At 65.7% G+C, this 22,059-nt stretch carries 19 protein-coding genes and 1 tRNA gene; 11 read left to right on the top strand and 9 right to left on the bottom strand.

The window, feature by feature from the left end; translation table 11 throughout:
• Positions 1-17: 17 nt before the first annotated feature.
• Positions 18-446, bottom strand: coding sequence for a metallopeptidase family protein (locus AC1AYN_RS07490; protein ID WP_476502154.1), 429 nt, complete (start codon positions 444-446; stop codon positions 18-20).
• A 101-nt stretch (positions 447-547) separates the two neighbouring features.
• Here AC1AYN_RS07490 and AC1AYN_RS07485 point away from each other — a divergent pair, with 101 nt between their 5' ends.
• Together AC1AYN_RS07485 and AC1AYN_RS07480 are read left to right on the top strand one after the other, a co-directional pair.
• Positions 548-1,357: an HAD-IIB family hydrolase gene (locus AC1AYN_RS07485; RefSeq protein WP_476532778.1), complete on the top strand. Its 810-nt coding sequence runs from the start codon at positions 548-550 to the stop codon at positions 1,355-1,357.
• A gap of 10 nt (positions 1,358-1,367) precedes the next feature.
• Complete coding sequence (locus AC1AYN_RS07480) at positions 1,368-2,126, top strand: ComF family protein (RefSeq protein WP_476532777.1); 759 nt, start codon at positions 1,368-1,370, stop codon at positions 2,124-2,126.
• On the opposite strand, the gene AC1AYN_RS07475 is transcribed toward AC1AYN_RS07480, so the two are convergent.
• Genes AC1AYN_RS07475 through glgB form a run of 3 tightly spaced genes read right to left on the bottom strand, consistent with a single transcriptional unit; the run spans position 2,095 to position 6,208 of the window.
• Positions 2,095-3,162: a sensor histidine kinase gene (locus AC1AYN_RS07475; protein WP_476502205.1), complete on the bottom strand. Its 1,068-nt coding sequence runs from the start codon at positions 3,160-3,162 to the stop codon at positions 2,095-2,097. The genes AC1AYN_RS07480 and AC1AYN_RS07475 overlap by 32 nt on opposite strands.
• A 38-nt stretch (positions 3,163-3,200) precedes the next feature.
• Entirely contained in the window at positions 3,201-3,926 is a 726-nt protein-coding gene (locus AC1AYN_RS07470) for a response regulator transcription factor (protein WP_476502157.1), read from the bottom strand.
• Positions 3,927-3,976: 50 nt separating this feature from the next.
• A complete protein-coding gene (gene glgB / locus AC1AYN_RS07465) occupies positions 3,977-6,208 on the bottom strand; it encodes a 1,4-alpha-glucan branching protein GlgB (RefSeq protein ID WP_476502158.1) in 2,232 nt (743 codons plus the stop codon).
• 140 nt (positions 6,209-6,348) lie between these two features.
• Here glgB and AC1AYN_RS07460 point away from each other — a divergent pair, with 140 nt between their 5' ends.
• The gene (locus tag AC1AYN_RS07460) at positions 6,349-6,945 is read left to right on the top strand and encodes a CarD family transcriptional regulator (protein ID WP_034526438.1); all 597 of its coding nucleotides are present in this window, start codon (positions 6,349-6,351) and stop codon (positions 6,943-6,945) included.
• An 80-nt stretch (positions 6,946-7,025) separates the two neighbouring features.
• Positions 7,026-7,511 (top strand): 2-C-methyl-D-erythritol 2,4-cyclodiphosphate synthase, encoded by a 486-nt coding sequence (ispF, locus tag AC1AYN_RS07455; protein WP_476532776.1) that lies wholly within the window; start codon positions 7,026-7,028, stop codon positions 7,509-7,511.
• A 567-nt stretch (positions 7,512-8,078) separates the two neighbouring features.
• Here the strand turns inward: ispF and AC1AYN_RS07450 are convergent.
• The 4 genes from AC1AYN_RS07450 to AC1AYN_RS07435 all read right to left on the bottom strand — a co-directional run bounded on the left by AC1AYN_RS07450 (position 8,079) and on the right by AC1AYN_RS07435 (position 12,454).
• Complete coding sequence (locus tag AC1AYN_RS07450; RefSeq protein WP_476532775.1) at positions 8,079-9,032, bottom strand: hypothetical protein; 954 nt, start codon at positions 9,030-9,032, stop codon at positions 8,079-8,081.
• 466 nt (positions 9,033-9,498) lie between these two features.
• Complete coding sequence (locus tag AC1AYN_RS07445; protein WP_476532774.1) at positions 9,499-10,335, bottom strand: metal ABC transporter permease; 837 nt, start codon at positions 10,333-10,335, stop codon at positions 9,499-9,501.
• Complete coding sequence (locus AC1AYN_RS07440) at positions 10,332-11,231, bottom strand: ABC transporter ATP-binding protein (protein WP_476532773.1); 900 nt, start codon at positions 11,229-11,231, stop codon at positions 10,332-10,334. Before AC1AYN_RS07440 ends, AC1AYN_RS07445 begins: the two co-directional genes overlap by 4 nt.
• A gap of 119 nt (positions 11,232-11,350) precedes the next feature.
• Positions 11,351-12,454, bottom strand: coding sequence for a metal ABC transporter solute-binding protein, Zn/Mn family (locus AC1AYN_RS07435; RefSeq protein WP_476532772.1), 1,104 nt, complete (start codon positions 12,452-12,454; stop codon positions 11,351-11,353).
• 120 nt (positions 12,455-12,574) lie between these two features.
• Between AC1AYN_RS07435 and AC1AYN_RS07430 the strand changes: the two genes are divergently transcribed.
• From AC1AYN_RS07430 to pyk, 6 genes are all read left to right on the top strand, one after another.
• Positions 12,575-13,468 carry a bifunctional methylenetetrahydrofolate dehydrogenase/methenyltetrahydrofolate cyclohydrolase gene (locus AC1AYN_RS07430; protein ID WP_476532770.1) on the top strand — a complete coding sequence of 298 codons (894 nt, stop codon included), beginning with the start codon at positions 12,575-12,577 and terminating at the stop codon, positions 13,466-13,468.
• A 128-nt stretch (positions 13,469-13,596) separates the two neighbouring features.
• Entirely contained in the window at positions 13,597-15,069 is a 1,473-nt protein-coding gene (gene rpsA, locus AC1AYN_RS07425) for a 30S ribosomal protein S1 (RefSeq protein WP_476502164.1), read from the top strand.
• A gap of 223 nt (positions 15,070-15,292) precedes the next feature.
• Entirely contained in the window at positions 15,293-15,898 is a 606-nt protein-coding gene (gene coaE, locus AC1AYN_RS07420) for a dephospho-CoA kinase (RefSeq protein WP_476532769.1), read from the top strand.
• Entirely contained in the window at positions 15,898-18,009 is a 2,112-nt protein-coding gene (uvrB, locus tag AC1AYN_RS07415; protein WP_476532768.1) for an excinuclease ABC subunit UvrB, read from the top strand. Before coaE ends, uvrB begins: the two co-directional genes overlap by 1 nt.
• A 54-nt stretch (positions 18,010-18,063) precedes the next feature.
• Entirely contained in the window at positions 18,064-19,083 is a 1,020-nt protein-coding gene (locus AC1AYN_RS07410) for a TerC family protein (RefSeq protein ID WP_476532767.1), read from the top strand.
• A 255-nt stretch (positions 19,084-19,338) separates the two neighbouring features.
• The gene (gene pyk / locus AC1AYN_RS07405; protein ID WP_476502168.1) at positions 19,339-20,781 is read left to right on the top strand and encodes a pyruvate kinase; all 1,443 of its coding nucleotides are present in this window, start codon (positions 19,339-19,341) and stop codon (positions 20,779-20,781) included.
• Positions 20,782-20,981: 200 nt separating this feature from the next.
• Here pyk and AC1AYN_RS07400 read toward each other — a convergent pair.
• Positions 20,982-21,055 (bottom strand) — tRNA-Leu (locus tag AC1AYN_RS07400).
• Positions 21,056-21,243: 188 nt separating this feature from the next.
• On the opposite strand from AC1AYN_RS07400, the gene AC1AYN_RS07395 reads away from it, so the two are divergent.
• Positions 21,244-22,035 carry an ANTAR domain-containing response regulator gene (locus tag AC1AYN_RS07395; RefSeq protein ID WP_476532766.1) on the top strand — a complete coding sequence of 264 codons (792 nt, stop codon included), beginning with the start codon at positions 21,244-21,246 and terminating at the stop codon, positions 22,033-22,035.
• Positions 22,036-22,059 lie beyond the last annotated feature (24 nt).

The raw sequence follows: 22,059 nt of genomic DNA, 5'->3' as shown, positions 1-22,059 counted from the left end.
CCGCGCGGCCGCCGGGTTCACCACTCGAAATCCGGGTCGAGCTCCTCGGGGCGGCGGCCGTACAGTTCGCCCAGACGGATGACGAGCTCGTCGCGGATCGCCCACTGGAGCTCCTCGCGGCCCCGCGTATGCGACTGCAACGGCATGCGGTACAGCACGATGCGCGCGGGCATGCCGTGGTCGGCGGGGAACAGGCGGGAGTTGATGCTCGGCTCCGACTCCCACGGCGCCGGATCGGAGGGCGGCACGTCCTCCACCGCGAACTGCACCGGCTTGACCAGCTGCGGCCACGCCTCGGCCAGACGGCGGATATGCGCGGCCACCAGATCGTCGAACATGCCCGAACGGGTGCGATACCGTGGCAGACGTGTGCCGAACATCGGCGTGCGGACGCCGCGGCCGTGACGATTGCGGTATACTCGTTCATTCCAAGGGGCTTCAAGCATGGCACCCACTGTAGGCCATGCCGGCGGCAACCGCGATGGGGCGGCCTCCGACGTGGGATACTGGACATACGACGGCTGCGCGCAGCGGACAGGAGACGACGATGATCAGGCCATGGGACGAATGGGACCTCGACGTGCTTTGCGCGCGTGTACGGCTGATCGGATTCGATCTGGACAACACGCTCGCCAATTCGAGGAAACCCATGAAGCCAGCCATGGCCCATCGGTTCAGCGAACTCACGCGGCGCATCGACGTCGCCGTCATCACCGGCGGCCGCTACGAGCTCGTCGTCAGCCAGATCCTCGACGTGCTCGAACCGCAGGCGGATCTGCGGCGGCTCCATCTCATGCCCACCTCCGGCACCTGCTATCGGCGCTGGGAAGGCGGCGGCTGGAAGCAGGTGTTCAGCCACGACCTCAATGCGGACCAGCGCGCCCGCGCCCGCGCGAGCCTGGAGCGCCGCGCGCGCGAGCAGGGCGTCTGGTTCGAGACGGTGTGGGGTGAACGCATCGAGGACCGCGGCTCCCAGATCACCCTGTCCGTGCTCGGCCAGCAGGCGCCGCTGGAGGCCAAGCAGGCGTTCGATCCGACCAACGAGGTGAAGGCGCGTCTCGCCGCGGCCGTCGCCGCCGACCTGCCCGATCTCAAGGTGCACGCGGGCGGCTACACGAGCATCGACGTGGCCGACCGGGGCATCGACAAGGCGTTCGCGGTACGCGAGCTCGCCCGCCATCTCGGCGTCGAGGTGGACCGGATCGCGTTCGTCGGCGACCGCATGGAGCCCGGCGGCAACGACTATCCGGCGGTGCAGGCCGGGGCGATGGGCATCGCCGTCTCCAGCCCGGCCGACACCATCGAACTCATCGACGGCCTGCTGGAGCGCCTGCCGAAGCCCGCCGCGGGACGGTAGGAGGCGTATCATGCGCGCCGGCACCGTGGCCTCGGACATGATGGGCCTGCTGCTGCCGCGCGGCTGTGCGGGATGCGACATGCCCGACGAGGTGCTGTGCCCCGCATGCCGGACCCTGTTCTCGCAGGTGGTGATCGTGCCGTCGGAGGCGACGCACGTGCCGGCATACGCGTGTTCGGTGTACGAGGGGGCGGCGAGACGCGCCGTGCTGGCATGGAAGGATCATGGCGACGAGGAGTGCGATCGTCCGTTCTCCCAGGCGCTGTGCACGCTCGCCTCGCGCGTCCCGGACGCGATCGGCGTCACGACGTCCGACGGCACGGTGGCGAGCGACATGGTGACGAGAGGCGTGGACGCCGGTCATGACGGTGACGACGGGCTGCTCATCGTGCCGGCGCCGTCATCGGCGCGTTCGGCGAGGCGCCGCGGCAGGCGGCATATGATGCCGCCCGCGCGCGCACTCGCCTCATGGTGCCGTGCGCGGGGCGTCCGTGCGCACGCCGGCAACGTGCTGACGTCGCGCGTCACGGGAGGCAAGTCGGTGGAGACGAAGGGCAGGAGCGGACGCGCGGCGAGGGTGGGCGGTTCCGTCATCACGGTGCCGCGGCCCCGTCGCGTCGACGGGCGGCGCGTGGTCCTCGTCGACGATATCGTCACCACCGGCGCGACGATGCGCGCCTGCGTGGCCGCGCTGGAGTCGGCGGGCGCGCAGGTCGTCGCCTGTCTCGCCCTGACCGCTACGCCACGGTATGATGCTTCGGCAACGTGATCTCGAAGTCGGCGCCGCGCATGTCGTCGACGACGCGCACGTCGCCGCCGTGCAGCTGCGCCGCCCAACGCGCGATCGACAGGCCGAGCCCGGTGCCGCCCGATTCGGTGCCCGGACCGGACTTGCCTTTGACGAAGCGGCGGAAGATGTCCGAACGGGCCTCGGGGGCGATCTGCGAGCCGAAGTTCACGACGTTCGTCACCACGGTGTCGTGCGTCTCGTCCTCATGCACTTCGACGAGCACGCTCGTCCCGTCGGGGGAGTGCTTCAACGCGTTGCCGATGATGTTGGTGAACAATTGGCGCAGACGGTCCTGGTCGCCCTCCATCATGATGCCCTCGGCGGCCTGCATGCGGATGTCGTGCGCATGGCCGCCGTCGGCGATCTCCAACGGTTCGATCGTGTCGTCGAGGAATTCGCGGAAATCGAAACGTTCGATCTCGAGGCTCGCGGCCCCCGCCTCCATGCGGCTCAGGTCGAGCAGGAACGCGATGAGATCGCTCAGCCGCTGCGTCTGGTCGAGGATGCCCTCCAGATTCGCGGGCGTCGGTTCGGTGACGCCGTCGGCCATGTTCTCCACCTGCGCCTGCAGCGCGGAGACGGGCGTGCGCAGCTCATGGCTGACGTTGGCGATCATGTCGCGGCGCATCTGGTCGGCGTGCTGGAGCTCCGCGGCCATCTCGTTGAACGAACGCGCGAGCTGGCCGACCTCGTCGTGGCTGGACTCGTCCATCGGCACGCGCACCGTGTAGTCGCCGTCGGCCATCGCCTCCGCGGCGTCGCGCAGCTGGCGCAGACGCGCGGTGAGACCGCGTGAGAAGAAATACGTGATGCCGAGCGCCACCACGAGGGTGAACGGCATGGCGAGCCAGCCGCTCCAGCCGAATTTGAGCAGGAACCAGCACATCGTGAACGCGATCGCCGTGGCGAAGACGAGCAGCGCGCACAATTCGAGCTTGAGCGAGGAGAATACGCCGAGCGGGCGCATGCGTTCACGGCATGCGCCCGCCCGGCGTGAGTCGATGGACTTGGTCATCGGCGTCATCGGTCGTCCCATGTTCCGGTCGCCTCGGCTCACTCGCCCGATGGGGGCTCGAACGCGTATCCGACGCCGTGCACCGTGCGGATCATGTCCGGTCCCAGCTTGTGGCGCAGCGCCTTCACATGGCTGTCGACCGTGCGGGTGCCGGACGCGTCCACCCAGTCCCACACCTCCTCGAGCAGCTTCTCGCGGGTGAGCACGGACTTGGGTTTGCGCGCCAGCGTGGCGAGCAGATCGAACTCGGTGGGGGTGAGGTGTACGTACTCGCCGTTCACACTCACCGTGCGCTGCGCCGGGTCGATGACCAGCGTGCCGAAGTCGAGGATCTTCTCGTTCTCCGCGTTCTTGGCGATGACCTTCGCGCGCTCGACGCGGCGCAGCAACGCCTTGCAGCGGGCGATGAGCTCGCGCATCGAGAACGGCTTGGTCATGTAGTCGTCGGCTCCCGCCCCCAGACCGATCACCTTGTCCGCCTCGTCGTCGCGGGCGGTGAGGATGAGCACCGGCACCGGACGGGCGGCCACGATGCGTTTCGTCGCCTCGAGGCCGTCCATCACCGGCAGCATGATGTCCATGATCACCAGATCCGGCTTCAACTGCGTGGCCGCCTGCACGGCGCTGGCGCCGTCGCCGGCCACGCGCGCCGTCCACCCCTCGGCGGTGATGCGCTGCGCGATGGCCGTGGCCAGCGTCGGTTCGTCCTCCACGACCAGCACCGTGCGCGGTGTGGTCTGTTGGCGTGCCGTGGTATTGAGCATGGTTGTTCTTGCCGCCTTTCAGCCGGTAGGTAGGGGGTGTTCGCCTTTCGTCACTCTTCCGGCTTCAAGAATACAGCGCCGAGCGCCGGAATGGTGAGTTTCGCCGAGGCCGGACGCGAATGGTATTCGCCGGCGTCCGCCTCGAACGTGCCGTTCTTGATGTCGGAGCCGCCGTACTTCTTGGCGTCGGTGGTGAACACCTCGGTCCACTTGCCCTCCTTCGGCAGCGGCACCTGGTAGTCGGACCACGCCTCACCGGAGAAGTTCACGACCACGACGACGGTCTCGCCCTTGGAGCCGATGCGCATGAAGCTCAGCGTGTTGTGGTCGGCGTCGTCGCTGGTGAGCCACTGGAAGCCGTCGGGCGTGAAGTCCTGGCTCCAGATGGCCGGCGTCTCCTTGTACAGCTTGTTGAGGTCGGCGACCATGGACTGCACCTCGCGGTGGTCCTCCCAGTCGAGGCACGCCCAGTCGATCGAGTTGTTGTGGTCCCACTCGCCCCACTGCGCGAGCTCGTTGCCCATGAACGTGAGCTTCTTGCCCGGATGCGCCCACTGGTAGGCGAACAGGGCGCGCACGCCGGCGTACTTCTGCCAGCCGTCGCCCGGCATCTTGCCGTACAGGGAGCCCTTGCCGTACACGACTTCGTCGTGGCTCAGCGGCAGCACGTAGTGCTCCGAGTAGGCGTACACCATCGAGAAGGTGATTTCGTTGTGGTGCCACTTGCGGTTGATGGGCTCCTCGTGCAGGTACTCGAGCGTGTCGTGCATCCAGCCCATGTTCCACTTGAGGCCGAAGCCGACGCCGCCCTGGTCGGTGGGGGCGGTGATGCCCGCGTACGCGGTGGACTCCTCGGCGATCATCATGATGCCCGGGTTGTTCTTGTATGCGGTGGCGTTCGCCTCCTTGAGGAAGTCGATGGCCTCGAGGTTCTCGCGGCCGCCGTAGATGTTCGGATGCCACTGGCCGGGCTCGCGGCTGTAGTCGAGGTACAGCATCGAGCTGACCGCGTCGACGCGCAGGCCGTCGATGTGGTATTCGCCGAGCCAGAAGCAGGCGTTGGCGACGAGGAAGTTGCGCACCTCGTGACGGCCGAAGTTGAAGATGTACGTGCCCCAGTCCGGATGCTCGCCGCGGGTCGGGTCCGGGTCCTCGTACAGCGGCGTGCCGTCGAAGCGGCCGAGCGCGAACGCGTCCTTCGGGAAGTGCGCGGGCACCCAGTCCATGATCACGCCGATGCCGGCCTCGTGCAGACGGTCGACGAGGTACTTGAAGTCGTCCGGGCCGCCGAGACGGGAGTCGACCGCGTAGTAGCCGGTGACCTGGTAGCCCCAGGAGCCGGTGAACGGGTATTCGGCGAGCGGCATGAACTCGACGTGGGTGAAGCCCATCTTCTCGATGTACGGCACGAGCTTGTCGGCCAGCTCGCGGTAGCTGTTCACGTCCTTGCGCCAGCTCAGCGCGTTCATCTCGTAGATGGCGACCGGCCTGTCCATCGGGTTGGTCTTGGCGCGCTTCTCCATCCACTCGTCGTCCTGCCACTCGTGCGTCGATTCGACGACGACGGAGGCGTTCGCCGGCGGCACCTCGTGGGAGCGCTCCATCGGGTCGGCCTTGTCGACCCACTCGTAGTTGGCGTTGAGGATCTGGTACTTGTACACCTCGCCCGCGCCGATGCCGGGGATGAAGATCTCCCACACGCCGGAGGAGCCGAGCGCGCGCATCGCGTGGCGGCGGCCGTCCCACGAGTTGAAGTTGCCGATGACGCGCACGGCGTGCGCGTTCGGCGCCCACACGGCGAAGGAGACGCCGGTCACGTCGCCCATCGGGTCGGAGTAGCGGCGCACGTGCGCGCCCAGCGCCTCCCACAGGCGTTCATGGCGGCCCTCGCCGAACAGGTAGGTGTCCATCTCGCCGACGGTGGGCAGGTAGCGGTACGGGTCGTCCTCGACGAACGGCTCGCCGCCCTCGTAGGAGACCTTCACGCGGTAGTCGGGCACGCTGTAGCCGTGCTCGGTCCTGGCGGAGGGCACGACGGCGATGAACACGCCGTTGTATTCATGCTCGGCCGGGTATTCGCCGTCCTGCGTGACGATGGCGACGGTCTTCGCCATCGGGCGCAGCACGCGGATCGTGGTCTGGTCGGCATGCGGGTAGTTCGCCATGTGCGCGCCGAGGATGGCGTGCGGGTTGTAGAACTCGGCGTTGCTGACTTTGTCGAGGTCACCCTGGTTGACGGGAACGGCGACGGTATCTTCATTGATGTTCGTGTTTGTAGCCATGCCCATAGTGTACGGCTACAAACGTTATCATCGCGGCTTTGGCGCGTCGCGCGAGCCGCGGTCGGCGACCTGCCGGCGTGTCCGGGGGTGATGGCATACTTTTTCAGGTTTTTTGTGGGTCTGCTTTCAGCGGAGGTTTCATGGGTTACAAGGTCGGCGATATGGTCGTCTATCCGCGCCACGGCGCGGCGAGGGTCGAGGCGGTCACCGAGCGGACCGTGAGGGGGGTCACCCGCGAGTACCTGCAGCTGTCGGTGCTGTCCTCCGACGGCCTGGTGATCAACGTCCCGGTCGACAATGCGAAGAAGGTCGGCGTGCGCGACATCGTCGACGCGAACGAGGTGGCGAAGGTGTTCGAGATCCTGCGCACCCCGATCGTCGAGAAGGAGATGAACTGGTCGCGGCGCTACAAGCTGAACGTCGAGAAGATCGCGACCGGCGACGTCAACAAGATCGCCGAGGTCGTGCGCGACCTCGCCCAGCGCGACGTCGACGAGCACGGACTGTCCGCCGGCGAGAAGCGCATGCTCACCAAGGCGCGTTCCATCCTCACCTCGGAGATCGCCCTGTCCGAGAAGATCGACGAGGAGGAGGCACAGCGCCTGCTCGATGTGAACCTCGGCTACAGCGAGCCGAAGCCCGGTGATGAGAAGCATCACACCGAGGCGCCCGAGGAGGCCGCCTCCGACACGATGGCGCGTCTCGACGCCGAGAAGAAGAAGAGCCGCAAGCGCTGAGCCGCGGCTTGACGCGATTCGACGATCGACATCCGCAAGGCCCCCGTCAATGGGGGCCTTCGCATATCGGGAGGAGCACTATGCGTATAGGACAGGGGTTCGACGCCCATCGTTTCGCCCCCGAAGACGACTCCCGCGAATTGTGGCTCGCGGGGCTTCGCTGGGACGGCGAGGGCGGCGGCATCGAGGGCGACTCCGACGGCGACGTGGCCGCGCACGCGTTGATCGACGCATTGCTGGCGGCCGCCGGACTGGGCGACATCGGTGTGTTGTTCGGCGTCGGCGTGGAGGCGCACGGCGCCGGCATGCACGGCGCGGACATGCTGCGCGAGACCGTCGCGTATCTTCGGGAACGCGGCTTCGCGCCGACGTCGGCATCGGTCGCCATCATCGGCAACCGGCCGAAGATCGGGCGTCGCCGTGATGAGGCCGCCGCCGCGCTTGCCGAGGCCGTGGGATGCCCGGTGTCCGTCACCGCCACCACCACAGACCATATGGGCTTCACCGGCCGCGGCGAAGGCCTCGCCGCCATCGCCACGGCCCTGGTCGAGGAAGCCGGGCGCTGATTCCGTTCGCGGCTCCGAGGAGAAGGGTCGGCGCGTCGACGAGATGCCGTCGCGAATGACATCGTCGCCGAGACGCCTTCTCGGGCTGCCGTCGCACCATCGGCCCATCGCCGAGGTGTTGCCGGCCCATCGTCGAGGCGCTGCCAGACTGCCGCCGAGGCGTTGCCAGACCATCACCCATCACCGAGCCATCACCGGATTGCCGCCGAGGTATTGTCAGATGATTGCCGAAGCATTGCCGTGCTGCCGTCGTATCGTCGTACCGTCGTCGAAGTGACACCGGATTCCGATGAGACGTCCCGTCGCGATATCCGTTTCCCCTCTCCCGGCGCAACTATTCCCGGGAATCGTCCCTTTTGTCCGGGATTTCTTGCACTGACCATATCCCAGCGCAAGAAATCCCGGATGATGTGCCTCGTTTCCGGGAATAGTTGCGCTGGGGAGCGGCTCAGCGCAACCATTCCCGGATGATGCGGTCATTATCCGGGAATCCTTGCGCTGCCCTTGGTCTCCGTACAAGGGATTCCGGGCGGGATGATTTTCGGATCGGTTCCGGTGGATGATACGTCAACGGATTTTCGGTACGCCGGCATCGGTGAGTTTGGCATCCAGCCTTGCGGAGTTCTTCACATCCTCGAAGAACAGATGCACGATGGTGGTGATTCCCTGCTCTCGGAGAGAGCTTTCCCGCCGGCGCTCGTAATCCAGCTTCGCCTGTAGACTCGCGCGATTCGGATTGCTGACGTCGGCGTATTTCGCCATGCCGTCGTATTCGGCGACGATGACGCGTCCGTCGGCGAGCCGCCAGCAGAAATCGACACGATACGGCATGGTCGGTATGTCCGGGTTGAAGAACTCGGTTTGGCACGTCGGGCCTGCATACCCGAGCTCGAGGATATGGGCGTAGGCCCAGGATTCGCCTCCGTTCTCCCGTAGCGGGGCGGCGTGTCTCAGGAGTTTCGCCACCGCCGTCTCATCGCAGTTGATTCGAATCATCAGTGTTTCGACGTCGGCGATTGTGACGTGGCCGTTCCGCAGTGCGGAGTCGTAGATGGCCAGGGCATCGACGAACGGTAGGATGGCGCAGTCGATGAGCGTGCGGGCGGGGGAGGTGACCGATATCCCGCGGAACAGGCGACGGGGAACGGCGTGCATGTAAAGCGGTCTCAGCTGCTTGGCCGCGCCGTGCCCGGAGCCTTTCGTCGACGCGATGCTCACCGTTCCGTCATGCAGCGCGTAGGAATGCTGGTATCCGTAGACGCATGCGGCGCTGAGCCCCGCGAACGTCCACCGCGGATGGACCTTTGCCAACGCGCGGATCATATGCAGCGATTGTTCCTCGGGATCGAGGGCGTCCCAATACAACACATCTGCGAAAAGATTCGGATATGGCGAGACCACTTCCAACGCCTTCACCCGCCTGCGTAGGGCGTGATAGACGGCGCCGCCGTCGCCTATCGCGCAGCGTCGTTCCCGTTCGGCGATTCGCAGCAGTGCGGTGACTCCTTTGTGCTCTTTCATGGTTCGACGCTATGTGCAGCCGGATCCCGGAGACAAGCCGAATCGGGCAATGTGGATAACACCCCTCACTTCGGGCGTGTCGCGTGCGGTTTTTTCGGGGAACCGTCATCAACGCGTGAACTGGACGGATCCAGTTGTTCGTTGTCCGTTTTTGTCTGACGACGCCGGGGAGCCTTGTCGTCCCCGGCGCACAAGAAACCCCGGGAAACACGGCCTACGTCCGGGATTCTTTGCACTGATGAAGTCCCAGCGCAAGGAATCCCGGACGATGCGCCTCGTTTCCGGGATTCCTTGCGCTGGGGAGCGGGTCAGTGCAAGAAATCCCGGGGCATGCGGCTGATAGCCGGGAATGGTTGTGCCGGGATATGGGGAGATCGAGGGAAGCCAGGATACGGGGAGGCCAAGGGAATCCGGGATACGGGGGAAACCAAGGAAACCGGGCGATGGGGAAACCGGGCGATGGGCGTCACCGCCGCCGCAGCGCCTCCACGGCTTTGGCGGCGGCCCAGAACAGGGTGGAGATCGTCACGATGATGAAGCTCGGGGGAGCTGGGAACATCGCGGAGAGCACGAGGCCACCCCAGATCGAGACGAGGCAGATCGCCCCGGCCGCGACCATCGCCCTGAGCGGCGAGGAGGCGATGATGTTCGCCGCGGCCGCCGGCGTGATGACCAATGCGAAGATGAGCAGCGTCCCCACCGCGGGCACGGCGATCGTGATCACACCGGCCATGATCGCCATGAACGCGACGTTCATCCAGCCGATCGGCACGCCCTTGGCCTGCGCAACCTGCTCGTCGAGCGAGCTGAACAGCAGCGGCCGGTAGATGATCGACAGCACCGCCAGCAGCACCACGTCGAAGATCGCGAATCCGATGATCTGCGCGGTGGTGATCGTCAGGATCGAACCGAACAGGATCGACTGCATCTGCTGCGAGGCCGAACTCGACAACCGGGCGAAGAACAGGCCGAGGCCCGTCGCGAAGGCGAGCACCGTGCCGGTGGCGATCTCCCGTTCGGAGACGCGCTTGCCGAGCGCGCCGATCACGAGCGCGCCGCCCAGCGCGAACGCGCCGAGTCCGAGCGAGACGGGCAGGCCGAGCAGCACGGCCCCGGTCGCGCCGGGCAGGCCGATGTGGGCGAGCGCGTGCGCGGCGAACGTGGAATGCCGGGCGATGGTGAAGTAGCCCATCACGCCGGCCGCGAACGCGATGCACAGGCCGGCGAGGAACGCGTTGGCCATGAACGGCGCGGTCAGCGTGTCCATCCAGTTGGGGTCGAAGCTGAAATCGATGTGGCTCATTTCCTCGCTCCTTGAATCGTGGAGGCGTCGTGCGCGTGCATGTCGTCGGTGTGCGCGTGATGGTGCAGCTCCGCCACCTCGGCCGCCGTGTGCATGTCCATCGGCTGGTCCTTCGGCTCGTCGGGGGAGGGGGTGACGAACATGTCGCCCTGCGGCGTGGTCACGACCTGCACGTTCGTGCCGTACAGGTGGGTGAGGAGCTTCGAGTCGAGCACCTTGCGCATGTCCGCGTAGTGCGGATGCCCGTCGAGCAGGTAGACGGCGCCGGTGAGGATCGGCAGCAGCATGTTGAGGTCGTGCGCGACGATCTGGATCGTCATGCCGAGTTCCTGGTTGAGGCGTGCGAGCAGGTGCGCGACGGCGCGCTGGGATGCAAGGTCGAGGTTGGCGAGCGGCTCGTCGAGCATGAGCAGTTTCGGGTCGGAGACGATCGCCTGCGCGATGGCGACGCGTTGGCGCAGGCCTCCGGACAGTTCGGACAGCCGGTATCGCGCCTTGCCGTCGATGCCGACGAACGCCATCGCCTCGTGCGCCTTGGCGCGTTGCGCGCGCGTGACCGGGTGGATGCCGAACCGCGTGCCGGTTAGGCCGAGCAGCACCGACTGTTCGGCGGTGAGGTTCGAGTCGATGTCCGACGTGTAGCTTTGCGGGACGTAGCCGATGACGCCGTTCGCCTCGCCGGCCGGCTTGCCGAAGACGGTGAGCGAGCCGTGCGAGAGCGGCAGCAGTCCCAGCTCGGCCTTCATCATTGTGGTCTTGCCGGCGCCGTTGGTACCGACGATCGCGGTGACCGATCCGGCGGGGATGGCGAAGTCGCCGTGCTGCCAGATGACGCGGTCGCCGCGCCTGATTGCCGCGTCGCGGAAGACGATCGCGTCCTGAAGCGGTTCGCCCATGGTCGGGCCTCCTGTGGTCATGGATTGGGATTCACGAATCTACCGCAGGATTATCGCAAATGATGTTGACAACCGTTCTCAATTACGTGCGCGTCGATAAGGGCGCGTCGTCCGCGCCGTTACTTGCCGGGGTCGGGCTGGGCGTCGCCGGCGTCGGTTCCGGCGGAATCCGAGTCGTCGGAGGAGCCAGAGGAATCAGAGGAATCAGAGGAATCGGAAGAGGGCGATTCGGCGCTGTCGGCCGTGTCGTCCTTGCCGTAGTCGGGGTCGACGGCGGTGAAGATCTCGTCGGCCAGCGCGCCGATCCAGTCGACGAGGGTGTCGTACTTCTTCGGCATCTGCTCGCTCACGTCGACGACCGGCACGTCGGAGCGGCCGGCCGTGCCGATGAGCATGTTCGTCGCGTCGGAGGCCTCCTGCGTGTTGTTGACCAGCACGTCGACCTTCTTCTTCTCGATGACCTCCTGGAAGGTCTGCAGATCGGCGGGAGCGACCTCGCCGCCGTTGGCGACCGCCTGCGCGTAGCCCTTCGGGGTGGCGTCGTCGAACGACATGTCGCTCATCAGATAGTAGACGACCGCCTCGGTCGCGCCATAGGTGAGGTCCTTGTGCGCGTCGGCGAAGTCGGCCATGCGCGCGTCGAGCTCCTTCTCGCGCGACTGCCAGGCCTTGAGATTGGCTGCGAACGTCTTGCGCTTCTTCGGCCGCGCCTTCGAGAACGCGTCGGCCAGCTCCTTGGCCATGCCGGCGCGCGCGTCCTTCGAGAACCACAGATGCGGGTTGTCGCCGTCCATCGCACCCACGATCTGCGCGGCGGAGACGAGCGTCGAGTCCGGTCCGCGCGACTTCGTGGCCCACGTGTCGTATCCGGCGCCGTTCGCGACGACGATCTCGGCGCGGCTCAGCTTCGCCAGATCGGAGGTCTTCGGCTCGAAGTCGTGCGCGTCCACGCCCGTGGAGGAGAGGATCGACGTGACGTCGACCGCGTCGCCGCCGATCTCCTTGGCGAGTGACCCCCACTGGTTCACCGAGGAGACCACCTTGATGACGCCGGTCTTCGCCGTCTGCGTCGTCTGCGCGCCCGTGGCGGTCCCGCCGTCGTCCGCAGTCGTGCCGCAGGCGGCGCAGGCGAGGGCGAGCACGGCCGCGACGACCGCCGCCGCGGCGCGCCGCACGCTCCCGAACCGTCGTCCCGCTCGCCGTCCCAGATGTCCCACGTTCATCGTCCGACCCCTTCCGCTCCTCGCCGCGCGTCCATATCCGTCTTCGGCGAAACCGACATGTTACCTAATCGTAGTAGCGTCCACCGCATCCCACGACACGTTAGGACAGAAGGAGTCGACATGCCCGTGAAACTCGACGGCAAAGCCGTGGCCGCGCAGATCAAGCAGGATTTGAAGGAGCGCGTGGAGCGTCTCAAGGCCGTGGGTGTCGAACCCGGCCTCGGCACGCTGCTGGTCGGCAGCGACCCCGGCTCGGTCAAGTACGTGGCCGGCAAGCACGCCGACTGCGCCGAGGTGGGCATCCGCTCCATCAAGCACGAGCTGCCCGCCGACGCGACCTTCGACGACATCGCCGCCGTGGTGCGCGAGATGAACGAGGATCCGGCGTGCACCGGCTACATCGTGCAGCTGCCGCTGCCGAAGGGCATCGACCAGAACGCGATCATCGACCTCATCGACCCGGCCAAGGACGCCGACGGCATGCACCCGTACAACCTCGGCGAGCTCGTGCTCCACGTCAAGGGCGACATCGACACGCCGCTGCCGTGCACGCCGCGCGGCTGCATCGAACTGCTCAAGGCGTACGACATCGACCTGGACGGCAAGGAGGTGTGCGTGCTCGGCCGCGGCATCACGATCGGCCGCACGATCGGCCTCATGCTCACCCGCCGCGCCGTCAACGCGACCGTCACGCTGTGCCACACCGGCACGCGCGACGTCGTCGACCACATCCGCCGCGCCGACGTGGTCGTCGCCGCGATGGGCTCCGCCGGATTCGTCAAGCCCGACATGATCAAGGACGGCGCCGTGCTGCTCGACGTGGGCGTCTCGCGCGTCTACGACGAGGAGGCGGGCCGTTGGCGCGTCAGGGGCGACGTCGACAAGGCCGCCCACGACAAGACATCCGCATACTCGCCCAACCCGGGCGGCGTCGGCCCGATGACCCGCGCCATGCTCCTCGCCAACGTCGTGGAGATGGCCGAGCGCCAGGCGAAGGCCGAAGGCAAGGCCTGACCGACGGCGACACGCCCGGGATTTTGGGCATGGCTGACTGTATTGTGGAAAGTCGCGTGTCCGATGGGCACATCCATAACTGAATATCGAGTAATTATCCATCCAACTATTGAGAAACCATTACCTACATGGCAGAGAACAACACTGAGGTCACCAAGGTCGCCATCAACGACATCGGCACCGAAGAGGACTTCATCAAGGCAGTCGATTCCACCATCAAGAACTTCGACGATGGTGATCTGGTCGAGGGTACCGTCGTCAAGATCGATCACGACGAGGTCCTCCTGGATATCGGCTACAAGACCGAGGGTGTGATCCCCTCCCGCGAGCTTTCCATCAAGAAGGACGTCGATCCGGACGAGGTCGTCGAGGTCGGCGACACCGTCGAGGCCCTTGTCGTCACGAAGGAAGACAAGGAAGGCCGTCTGATTCTGTCCAAGAAGCGCGCCCAGTACGAGCGCGCCTGGGGCGACATCGAGAAGATCAAGGAAGCGGACGGCGTCGTCGAGGGCACCGTCATCGAAGCCGTCAAGGGCGGCCTCATCGTGGACATCGGCCTGCGTGGCTTCCTGCCGGCCTCCCTGGTCGAGATGCGTCGCGTCCGCGACCTCACCCCGTACATCGGCCAGAAGATCCAGGCCAAGATCCTCGAGCTCGACAAGAACCGCAACAACGTGGTCCTGTCCCGTCGCCAGTACCTCGAGGAGACCCAGTCCGAAGTGCGCGAGACCTTCCTCTCGCAGCTCAAGAAGGGCCAGATTCGCGAGGGTGTCGTCTCCTCCATCGTCAACTTCGGCGCGTTCGTCGATCTCGGCGGTGTGGACGGCCTCATCCACGTCTCCGAGCTGTCCTGGAAGCACATCGACCACCCGTCCGAGGTCGTCAAGGTCGGCGACAAGGTCACCGTCGAGGTGCTGGACGTCGATTTGGACCGCGAGCGCATCTCCCTGTCGCTCAAGGCCACCCAGGAGGATCCGTGGCAGCGCTTCGCCCGCACCCACGTCCCCGGCCAGATCGTCAAGGGCAAGGTCACCAAGATCGTGCAGTTCGGCGTGTTCATCTCCGTCGAGGACGGCATCGAGGGCCTGGTGCACATCTCCGAGCTCGCCAACCGTCACGTCGAGAACCCGGAGACCGTGGTCAAGCCGGGCGAGACCGTGTTCGTCAAGGTGATCGACGTCGATCTCGATCGTCGCCGCATCTCCCTGTCCCTCAAGCAGGCCAACGACTCCGTCGACCCGGCCTCCGAGGACTTCGATCCGGCCATCTACGGCATGCCGGCCGAGTACGACGAGCAGGGCAACTACAAGTACCCCGAAGGCTTCGACCCGAACACCAACGAGTGGATCGCGGGCTACGAGAAGCAGCGCGAGGAGTGGGAGTCCCAGTACGCGGCCGCCCACCAGCTGTGGGAGGAGCACAAGGAGTTCGTGGCCAAGGAGCTCGAGCACGCGGAGGAGTCCGCTGCCGCCGACGGCCAGGGCCCGAAGGAGGAGAAGGTCGAAGAGGTGTCCAACTACTCTTCCGACAACACCTCCACCGGCACGCTCGCCGACTCCGATCAGCTCGCCGCCCTGCGCGACCAGCTGCTCGGCAAGTGAGTTCCGCCTCACGGCATGAGCTCACGGCGTAACGCCTGAAACGAAACCCGGTCCCGATGGGCCGGGTTTCGTCGTATCATCGGCCATCTCTCCCATAGTGCGGCAACACACTTTCTTCATAACGGCGGAATCAAGCCGTTTTCGCCTACCGCACCATGGGGGTTTCACCGCACCATGGGAAATGGGGAGATGGAGAGAAGGGGAGAAGGGGAGGAGCGTTTTCGTGATTCGGATTGGATTGACCGGGGGCATCGCGGCGGGGAAGAGCACGGTGGCGGCGCGGATGCGCGAGGACGGCGCGCTGCACATCGACTATGACGCGTTGGCGCGCGAGGTCGTGGCGCCGGGAGGCGCGGCGTTGCCGGCCATCGCGCGTGAGTTCGGCGACGACGCCGTCGCGGCGGACGGCACGTTGGACCGTGCATGGGTCGCCGACCACGTGTTCGGGCGCGACGCCGAACCCGGCGCGCGGGAGCGGCTCGACGCGATTGAGCATCCGCTGATCTACGCCGCGGCGGCGCGCATGGAACGCATGCATCCGGCCGCGGCCATCGTCGTGCACGACGTGCCGTTGCTCGCCGAGGTGATCGGCGACATCCCGTTCCGTTTCGACCATATCGTCACGGTCGAGGCGCCCGTCGAGACGCGGATCGAACGCATGGTCGCGACGCGCGGCATGACGCGTGAGCAGGCCGAGGCACGCATCCGCCACCAGTCGACGCGGTCGGAGCGCGAGGCGATCGCCGACGCCGTCATCGACGCCACACAGCCGCTCGAACGCATGTTCGAGCAGGTTGATAGACTGGTCGCCGAATGGAAGGAGAAGTGATGGGGTTCAACATCCAGCGCGAGGACAGGCCGTTCGTCGTCAAATCGCCGTACCGGCCGAGCGGCGACCAGCCGCAGGCCATCGACGAGCTCGCCACACGCATCGAGAACGGCGAGAACGACGTCGTGCTCATGGGCGCGACCGGCACCGGCAAGACCGCCACCACCGCCTGGCTCATCGAACGGCTGCAGCGGCCGACGCTCATCATCGAGCCGAACAAGACGCTCGCCGCGCAGCTGTGCGCCGAATTCCGCGAGCTCATGCCGGACAATGCGGTGAGCTATTTCGTCTCCTACTACGACTACTACCAGCCCGAGGCGTACATCCCGCAGACCGACACGTACATCGAGAAGGACTCCAACATCAACGACGATGTGGAGCGTCTGCGCCACCAGGCCACCGCCAACCTGCTCACGCGACGCGACTGCGTGGTCGTCGCCACCGTGTCGTGCATCTACGGCCTCGGCACGCCGGAGGAATACGCGGGCCGCATGCTGCTGCTCAAGGTCGGCCAGCAGATCGACCGCGACCAGCTGCTGCGGAAGTTCGTCGCCATGCAGTACAAGCGCAACGACATCGCGTTCACGCGCGGCACGTTCCGCGTACGCGGCGACACGGTGGAGATCATCCCCGTGTACGAGGAGCTCGCCGTGCGCATCGAGTTCTTCGGCGACGAGATCGACCGGATCTCCACGCTCCACCCGTTGACCGGCGACGAGATCGCCGAGGAGAACGAGGTGCACATCTTCCCCGCCTCGCATTACGTGGCCGGGCCGGAGCGTATGGAACGCGCGTTGAAGACGATCCGCGAGGAGCTCGACGAGCGCGTCGCCGAACTCAGGAAGCAGGGCAAGGAGCTGGAGGCGCAGCGCCTCACCATGCGCACCACGTACGACCTCGAGATGCTCACCCAGGTGGGCGTGTGCTCCGGCGTCGAGAACTATTCACGGCATTTCGACGGCCGCGCGCCCGGCACGCCGCCGCACACGCTGCTCGACTTCTTCCCCGACGACTTCCTGCTCGTCATCGACGAGTCGCACGTGACCGTCCCGCAGATCGGCGCCATGTACGAGGGCGACGCGTCGCGCAAGCGCACGCTCGTCGAACACGGCTTCCGCCTGCCCTCCGCGATGGACAACCGGCCGCTCAAATGGCCGGAGTTCCTTGAACGCGTCGGCCAGACCGTGTACCTGTCCGCCACGCCCGGCGACTACGAGCTGGGGTTGTCCGACGGGGTGGTCGAGCAGATCATCCGTCCGACCGGACTGCTGGACCCGAAGGTCGAGGTGCGTCCCACGGAGGGACAGATCGACGACCTGCTCGCCGAGATCAAGGACCGCGTCGCCAAGGGGGAGCGCGCCTTGGTCACCACGCTCACCAAGAAGATGGCCGAGGACCTCACCGACTATCTGCTCGAACGGGGCATCAAGGTCGAATACCTGCACTCCGACGTGGACACGCTGCGCCGCGTCGAGCTGCTGCGCATGCTGCGCGAAGGCAAGATCGACGTGATCGTCGGCATCAACCTGTTGCGCGAGGGCCTCGATCTGCCCGAGGTGTCGCTCGTCGCGATTCTCGACGCGGACAAGGAGGGCTTCCTGCGCTCCTACCGTTCGCTCATCCAGACGATCGGCCGCGCGGCGCGCAACGTGTCCGGCACGGTCATCATGTACGCGGACGAGGTCACCGAGGCGATGCGGCAGGCCATCGACGAGACCGAACGCCGCCGTGAGAAGCAGATCGCGTACAACAAGGAGCACGGCATCGACCCGAAGCCGCTCATCAAGAAGATCAGCGACGTCAACGACATGCTCGCCAAGGAGGACGTGGACACGGCCACCCTGCTCGAAGGCGGCTACCGCAACGCCGGCAAGGCGGGCAACACGCATCTGGGCGTGCCCGCGTTCGACGCCGCCGAGGCGGACAAGCGCCATGAGGAGATCCTCAAGGCCGGACTGCCCGCCCAGGACCTCGCCGATCTGATCCGCCAGCTGAGCGAGCAGATGCACACCGCCGCCGAACAGCTCCAGTTCGAACTCGCCGCCCGTCTGCGCGATGAGATCCGCGATCTGAAGAAGGAACTGCGCCAGATGACGAAGGCCAACAAATAGAAGGATGACAAATGGAAGGACCACGGTCATAGAGATGCGTTAGGGTAGGGAATCATGGCCGAAACCCCTCTTGCATTTGAAATCGCCACGTTCGTGGTGCTTGCGTTGTTCTTCATCGTCGACCTGTTCGTCATCGGACGCAGGCCGCACGTGCCCTCCACGAAGGAATGCGTCCAGCACATCGCCTTCTTCGTGGTCATGGCGTTGATCTTCGGCGGCTGCATCTGGTATTTCGCCGGTTCCAAGCCCGCGATCGAGTTCTACTCCGGATGGCTCACCGAGTATTCGCTGTCCATCGACAACCTGTTCGTGTTCGTCATCATCATGTCGAACTTCGCCGTGCCGAAGCAGATCCAGAAGTACGTGCTGTCCGTGGGCATCACGATCGCGCTGCTCTTCCGCGGCGTGTTCATCCTCATCGGCGCGGCGCTCGTCAGCCGTTTCACGTGGGTGTTCTTCATCTTCGGCGCGTTCCTCATCTATACGGCCGTCAAGCTGGTCATCGGCGGCGATGACGACGAGGAGTACCAGGAGAACGGAATCATCCGCACGCTGCGCAAGGTGATCCGCATCACCGACGAATATGACGGCGAGAAGCTCAGGACCACCCATAACGGCATGCGCTACTGGACGCCGATGCTCATCGTGTTCCTCACCATCGGCACCACCGACGTGATGTTCGCGTTCGATTCGATTCCGGCCATCTTCGGTCTGACGAAGGACCCGTTCCTCGTGTTCACGTCGAACGTGTTCGCCCTGCTGGGTCTGCAGCAGCTCTACTTCCTGCTCGGAGCCCTGCTCGACAAGCTCGTCTACCTGCCGCTCGGCCTGTCCGTCGTGCTCGGGTTCATCGGCGTGAAGCTGGTGATGGAGGCGCTGCACGGCAACACGCTGCCGTTCATCAACGGCGGCGAGGGCGTCCACTGGGTGCCCGAGGTGCCCACATGGCTGTCGCTCGCCGTGATCGTCGTCGCGATCGGCGGCGCGGCTCTCGCGTCGGTCGTCAAGATGAAGGCGATGGACGCGGGCAAGGGATCGAAGCCCGCCGTGGAGTCCGGCGCGGACGGCGAGTGACGTCGGCGTGACGGCCGATCGGGGCCGGCGGCCGGCGGATGATTCGTCGGTCCGGTGAATTCTACGAGAACGCTCACGGAATTCCCTGAAAGGGGATTTTCCGTGGGCGTTCTTTGTATTGCGGCGATTGGGCTGTGAGCGTTAACAACACACCGATGGGAAAACTGGAAGGAACGGGCGAAAGCTAGTACACTGTTCCGTGGAAAACGTAGGTCGTCCGGCCTGCGTCCCTTGCAATAGTTAGGAATAGGCAACATGCGCAAAGCCAAGATCGTCGACACCATCGGTCCCGCCACCGAATCCCTCGAGGGCATCACCAGCCTCGTCGAGGCCGGCATGGATGTGGCCCGTCTGAACCGTTCGCACGGCACCCCGGAGGACCACCTCAAGGTCTACAACAACGTGCGTCAGGCCTCGAAGGCCGCCGGCCGCAACGTGGCCGTGCTGGTCGACCTCCAGGGCCCGAAGATCCGCTGCGGCTGGTTCAAGAAGAACGCCGAGGGCGAGGACAAGGTCGAGCTCAAGGAAGGCCAGGAGTTCGTCATCACCACCGACGACGTCGAGGGCGACGAGCACATCACCTCCACCACCTTCAAGGGCCTGCCGGGCGACTGCCACCCGGGCGACCCGATTCTCATCGACGACGGCAAGGTCCGTCTCGAGGTCACCAAGGTCGAGGGCAACAACGTGTACACCAAGGTCGTCGTGGCCGGTCCGGTGTCCTCCCACAAGGGCATCAACCTGCCGGGTGTCGCCGTCTCCCTGCCGGCCCTGACCGAGAAGGACGAAGAGGATCTGCGCTGGGCCATCCGCACCGGCGCCGACATCATCGCCATGTCCTTCGTGCGTTTCGCCACCGACATCGACCGCGCCCACGAGATCATGGACGAGGAAGGCCGCCGCATCCCGATCGTCGCCAAGATCGAGAAGCCGCAGGCCCTCGAGAACCTCGAGGACATCGTCAAGACCTTCGACGGCATCATGGCCGCCCGTGGTGACATGGCCGTCGAGTGCCCGCTCGAGGAGGTCCCGCTGGCCACCAAGCGCATCATCGAGCTGTCCCGCCACTACGCCAAGCCGGTCATCGTGGCCACCGAGGTCCTGGGCTCCATGGTCCACTCCCCGGTCCCGTCCCGCGCCGAGGCCTCCGACTGCGCCAACGCCGTGCTCGACGGCGCCGACGCCACCATGACCTCCAACGAGACCGCCGTCGGCGAGTACCCGGCCGTCACCGTCGCCACCATGTCCCGCATCTCCGGCTTCGCCACCGAGCACGGCTTCGACCGCATCCCGGCCCTGAAGAACCTCGACATGTCCTCCACCGGCGCCGTCTCCTCCGCCGCCGTCGACCTGGCCGACAAGCTCAATGCCAAGGCCATCGTCGCCTACACCCAGACCGGCAACACTGTGCACCGTGTCTCCCGCGAGCGTCCGGCCGCCCCGATCTACGGCATCACCAACAACGAGCACACCTACCACTGGCTGGCCCTCTCCTGGGGCACTGAGGCCTTCCTGCTCGAAGAGGACTACCATGACAAGTCCCGCAAGGACCTCATGGTCTTCACCGACAAGCTGCTGCGCGACGCCGGCAAGGTCGTCGACGGCGACAAGATCGTCATCCTGAGCTCCGCCCAGGGCGAGCACCAGCCGGGCAGCACCGACTCCATCTACGTCCACACCGTGGGCGCCTGCGACTGATTCCATCAACGCGGAAATGAGCCGATAGGCGAATTCCCGGCGTAAGCCGGAACGAGCCGGCGAAAGGGTCCCTTATCAGCTATCAGCGTCACGGCTGATAGCTGATAAGGGACCCTTCCTTTATGCCCACGTATGCCCACTGTTCCCGAACGAATACAGAAAATCCCCGCAACCATGAAGATTGCGGGGATTGTCAGCCGTGCCCCCGGTGGGACTCGAACCCACACTGCGCAGATTTTGAGGCTGCTTCCTCTACCAATTGGGATACGGGGGCGTATCCGGTTATCGACGATGCCGTAAGGCACTCGTGACAATATAGCACATCGGCGCGATGCGGCGCACATGATGCGCGTCCCGCGTGGCGATTTCGTTCAGGGGAGGGCACGTCGTGCGGGCGGGCACTGGGATTATGCGTTAAAATCGCCAAGGATGACTTTGTAAGCATATGAGGAAAGGACTGGCATGGCTGCTAAGAACGCCGATGATCAGACTCCGAAGATGGAGCCCGTGCTGACCGAGGAGGAGCTGGAGGCCGTCGCGCAGGAGGCCGCCGCTCCCCGTGAGGAGGCCGCCCCGGCGGAGGCGGACGAGAACCGCAAGCGCACCGTCGTGGTCGCCGAGGACGAATCCGTGAACCGCATGGACCTCGTCGGCATGCTCGAGGACAACGGCTATGAGGTCGTCGGTGAGGCCGCCAACGGCGAGGAGGCCGTCGAACTGACGCGTGCCAAGCGCCCGGATGTGGTGTGCATGGACGTCAAGATGCCGCGCATGGACGGCATCACCGCCGCCGGCATGATCTGCGACGAGAACATCGCCCCCGTGGTTATGCTCACCGCCTTCTCCCAGCCGGACCTCGTCAAGAAGTCCACGGGCGCCGGCGCCATGGCCTACGTGACCAAGCCGTACGAGGAGTCCAAGCTCATCCCGGCCCTCGAGGTCGCCATGGGCCGCTTCGCCGAGATCAACGATCTGCTCGACAACGTCGAGCGCAGCGAGGCGAAGCTCAAGGAGACCAAGGAGGAGCTCGCCAAGGCGCAGGCCGACCTCCAGAAGGCGCAGGATACGCTGGAGGAGCGCAAGCTCGTCGACCGCGCGAAGGGCCTGCTCATGGACAAGGCGGACTTCTCCGAGCAGGGCGCGTTCCGTTGGATCCAGAAGACGTCGATGGACCAGCGCATCCCGAAGAAGCGTCTCGCCATGGCCATCATCGCCAAGTACGGCGATCCGAAGCCGGAACGCAACGAGCGCTGAGACGGGCCGGACGGAACGGACGTT

The sequence above is a fragment of the Bifidobacterium sp. LH_413 genome (assembly GCF_056357015.1).
This window is presented reverse-complemented; position numbering and strand designations above follow the sequence as displayed.

Bases quoted from the DNA above. Each gene is read 5' to 3' on its own strand.
- uvrB (WP_476532768.1), top strand. From the start codon at position 15,898: ATGGGGTTCAACATCCAGCGCGAGGACAGGCCGTTCGTCGTCAAATCG.
- AC1AYN_RS07430 (WP_476532770.1), top strand. From the start codon at position 12,575: ATGCCCGTGAAACTCGACGGCAAAGCCGTGGCCGCGCAGATCAAGCAG.
- AC1AYN_RS07395 (WP_476532766.1), top strand. From the start codon at position 21,244: ATGGCTGCTAAGAACGCCGATGATCAGACTCCGAAGATGGAGCCCGTG.
- AC1AYN_RS07440 (WP_476532773.1), bottom strand. From the start codon at position 11,231: ATGGGCGAACCGCTTCAGGACGCGATCGTCTTCCGCGACGCGGCAATC.
- pyk (WP_476502168.1), top strand. From the start codon at position 19,339: ATGCGCAAAGCCAAGATCGTCGACACCATCGGTCCCGCCACCGAATCC.
- AC1AYN_RS07485 (WP_476532778.1), top strand. From the start codon at position 548: ATGATCAGGCCATGGGACGAATGGGACCTCGACGTGCTTTGCGCGCGT.
- ispF (WP_476532776.1), top strand. From the start codon at position 7,026: ATGCGTATAGGACAGGGGTTCGACGCCCATCGTTTCGCCCCCGAAGAC.
- AC1AYN_RS07480 (WP_476532777.1), top strand. From the start codon at position 1,368: ATGCGCGCCGGCACCGTGGCCTCGGACATGATGGGCCTGCTGCTGCCG.
- AC1AYN_RS07445 (WP_476532774.1), bottom strand. From the start codon at position 10,335: ATGAGCCACATCGATTTCAGCTTCGACCCCAACTGGATGGACACGCTG.
- AC1AYN_RS07435 (WP_476532772.1), bottom strand. From the start codon at position 12,454: ATGAACGTGGGACATCTGGGACGGCGAGCGGGACGACGGTTCGGGAGC.
- glgB (WP_476502158.1), bottom strand. From the start codon at position 6,208: ATGGCTACAAACACGAACATCAATGAAGATACCGTCGCCGTTCCCGTC.
- AC1AYN_RS07490 (WP_476502154.1), bottom strand. From the start codon at position 446: ATGCTTGAAGCCCCTTGGAATGAACGAGTATACCGCAATCGTCACGGC.
- AC1AYN_RS07410 (WP_476532767.1), top strand. From the start codon at position 18,064: ATGGCCGAAACCCCTCTTGCATTTGAAATCGCCACGTTCGTGGTGCTT.
- AC1AYN_RS07475 (WP_476502205.1), bottom strand. From the start codon at position 3,162: ATGACCAAGTCCATCGACTCACGCCGGGCGGGCGCATGCCGTGAACGC.
- AC1AYN_RS07450 (WP_476532775.1), bottom strand. From the start codon at position 9,032: ATGAAAGAGCACAAAGGAGTCACCGCACTGCTGCGAATCGCCGAACGG.
- rpsA (WP_476502164.1), top strand. From the start codon at position 13,597: ATGGCAGAGAACAACACTGAGGTCACCAAGGTCGCCATCAACGACATC.
- AC1AYN_RS07470 (WP_476502157.1), bottom strand. From the start codon at position 3,926: ATGCTCAATACCACGGCACGCCAACAGACCACACCGCGCACGGTGCTG.
- AC1AYN_RS07460 (WP_034526438.1), top strand. From the start codon at position 6,349: ATGGGTTACAAGGTCGGCGATATGGTCGTCTATCCGCGCCACGGCGCG.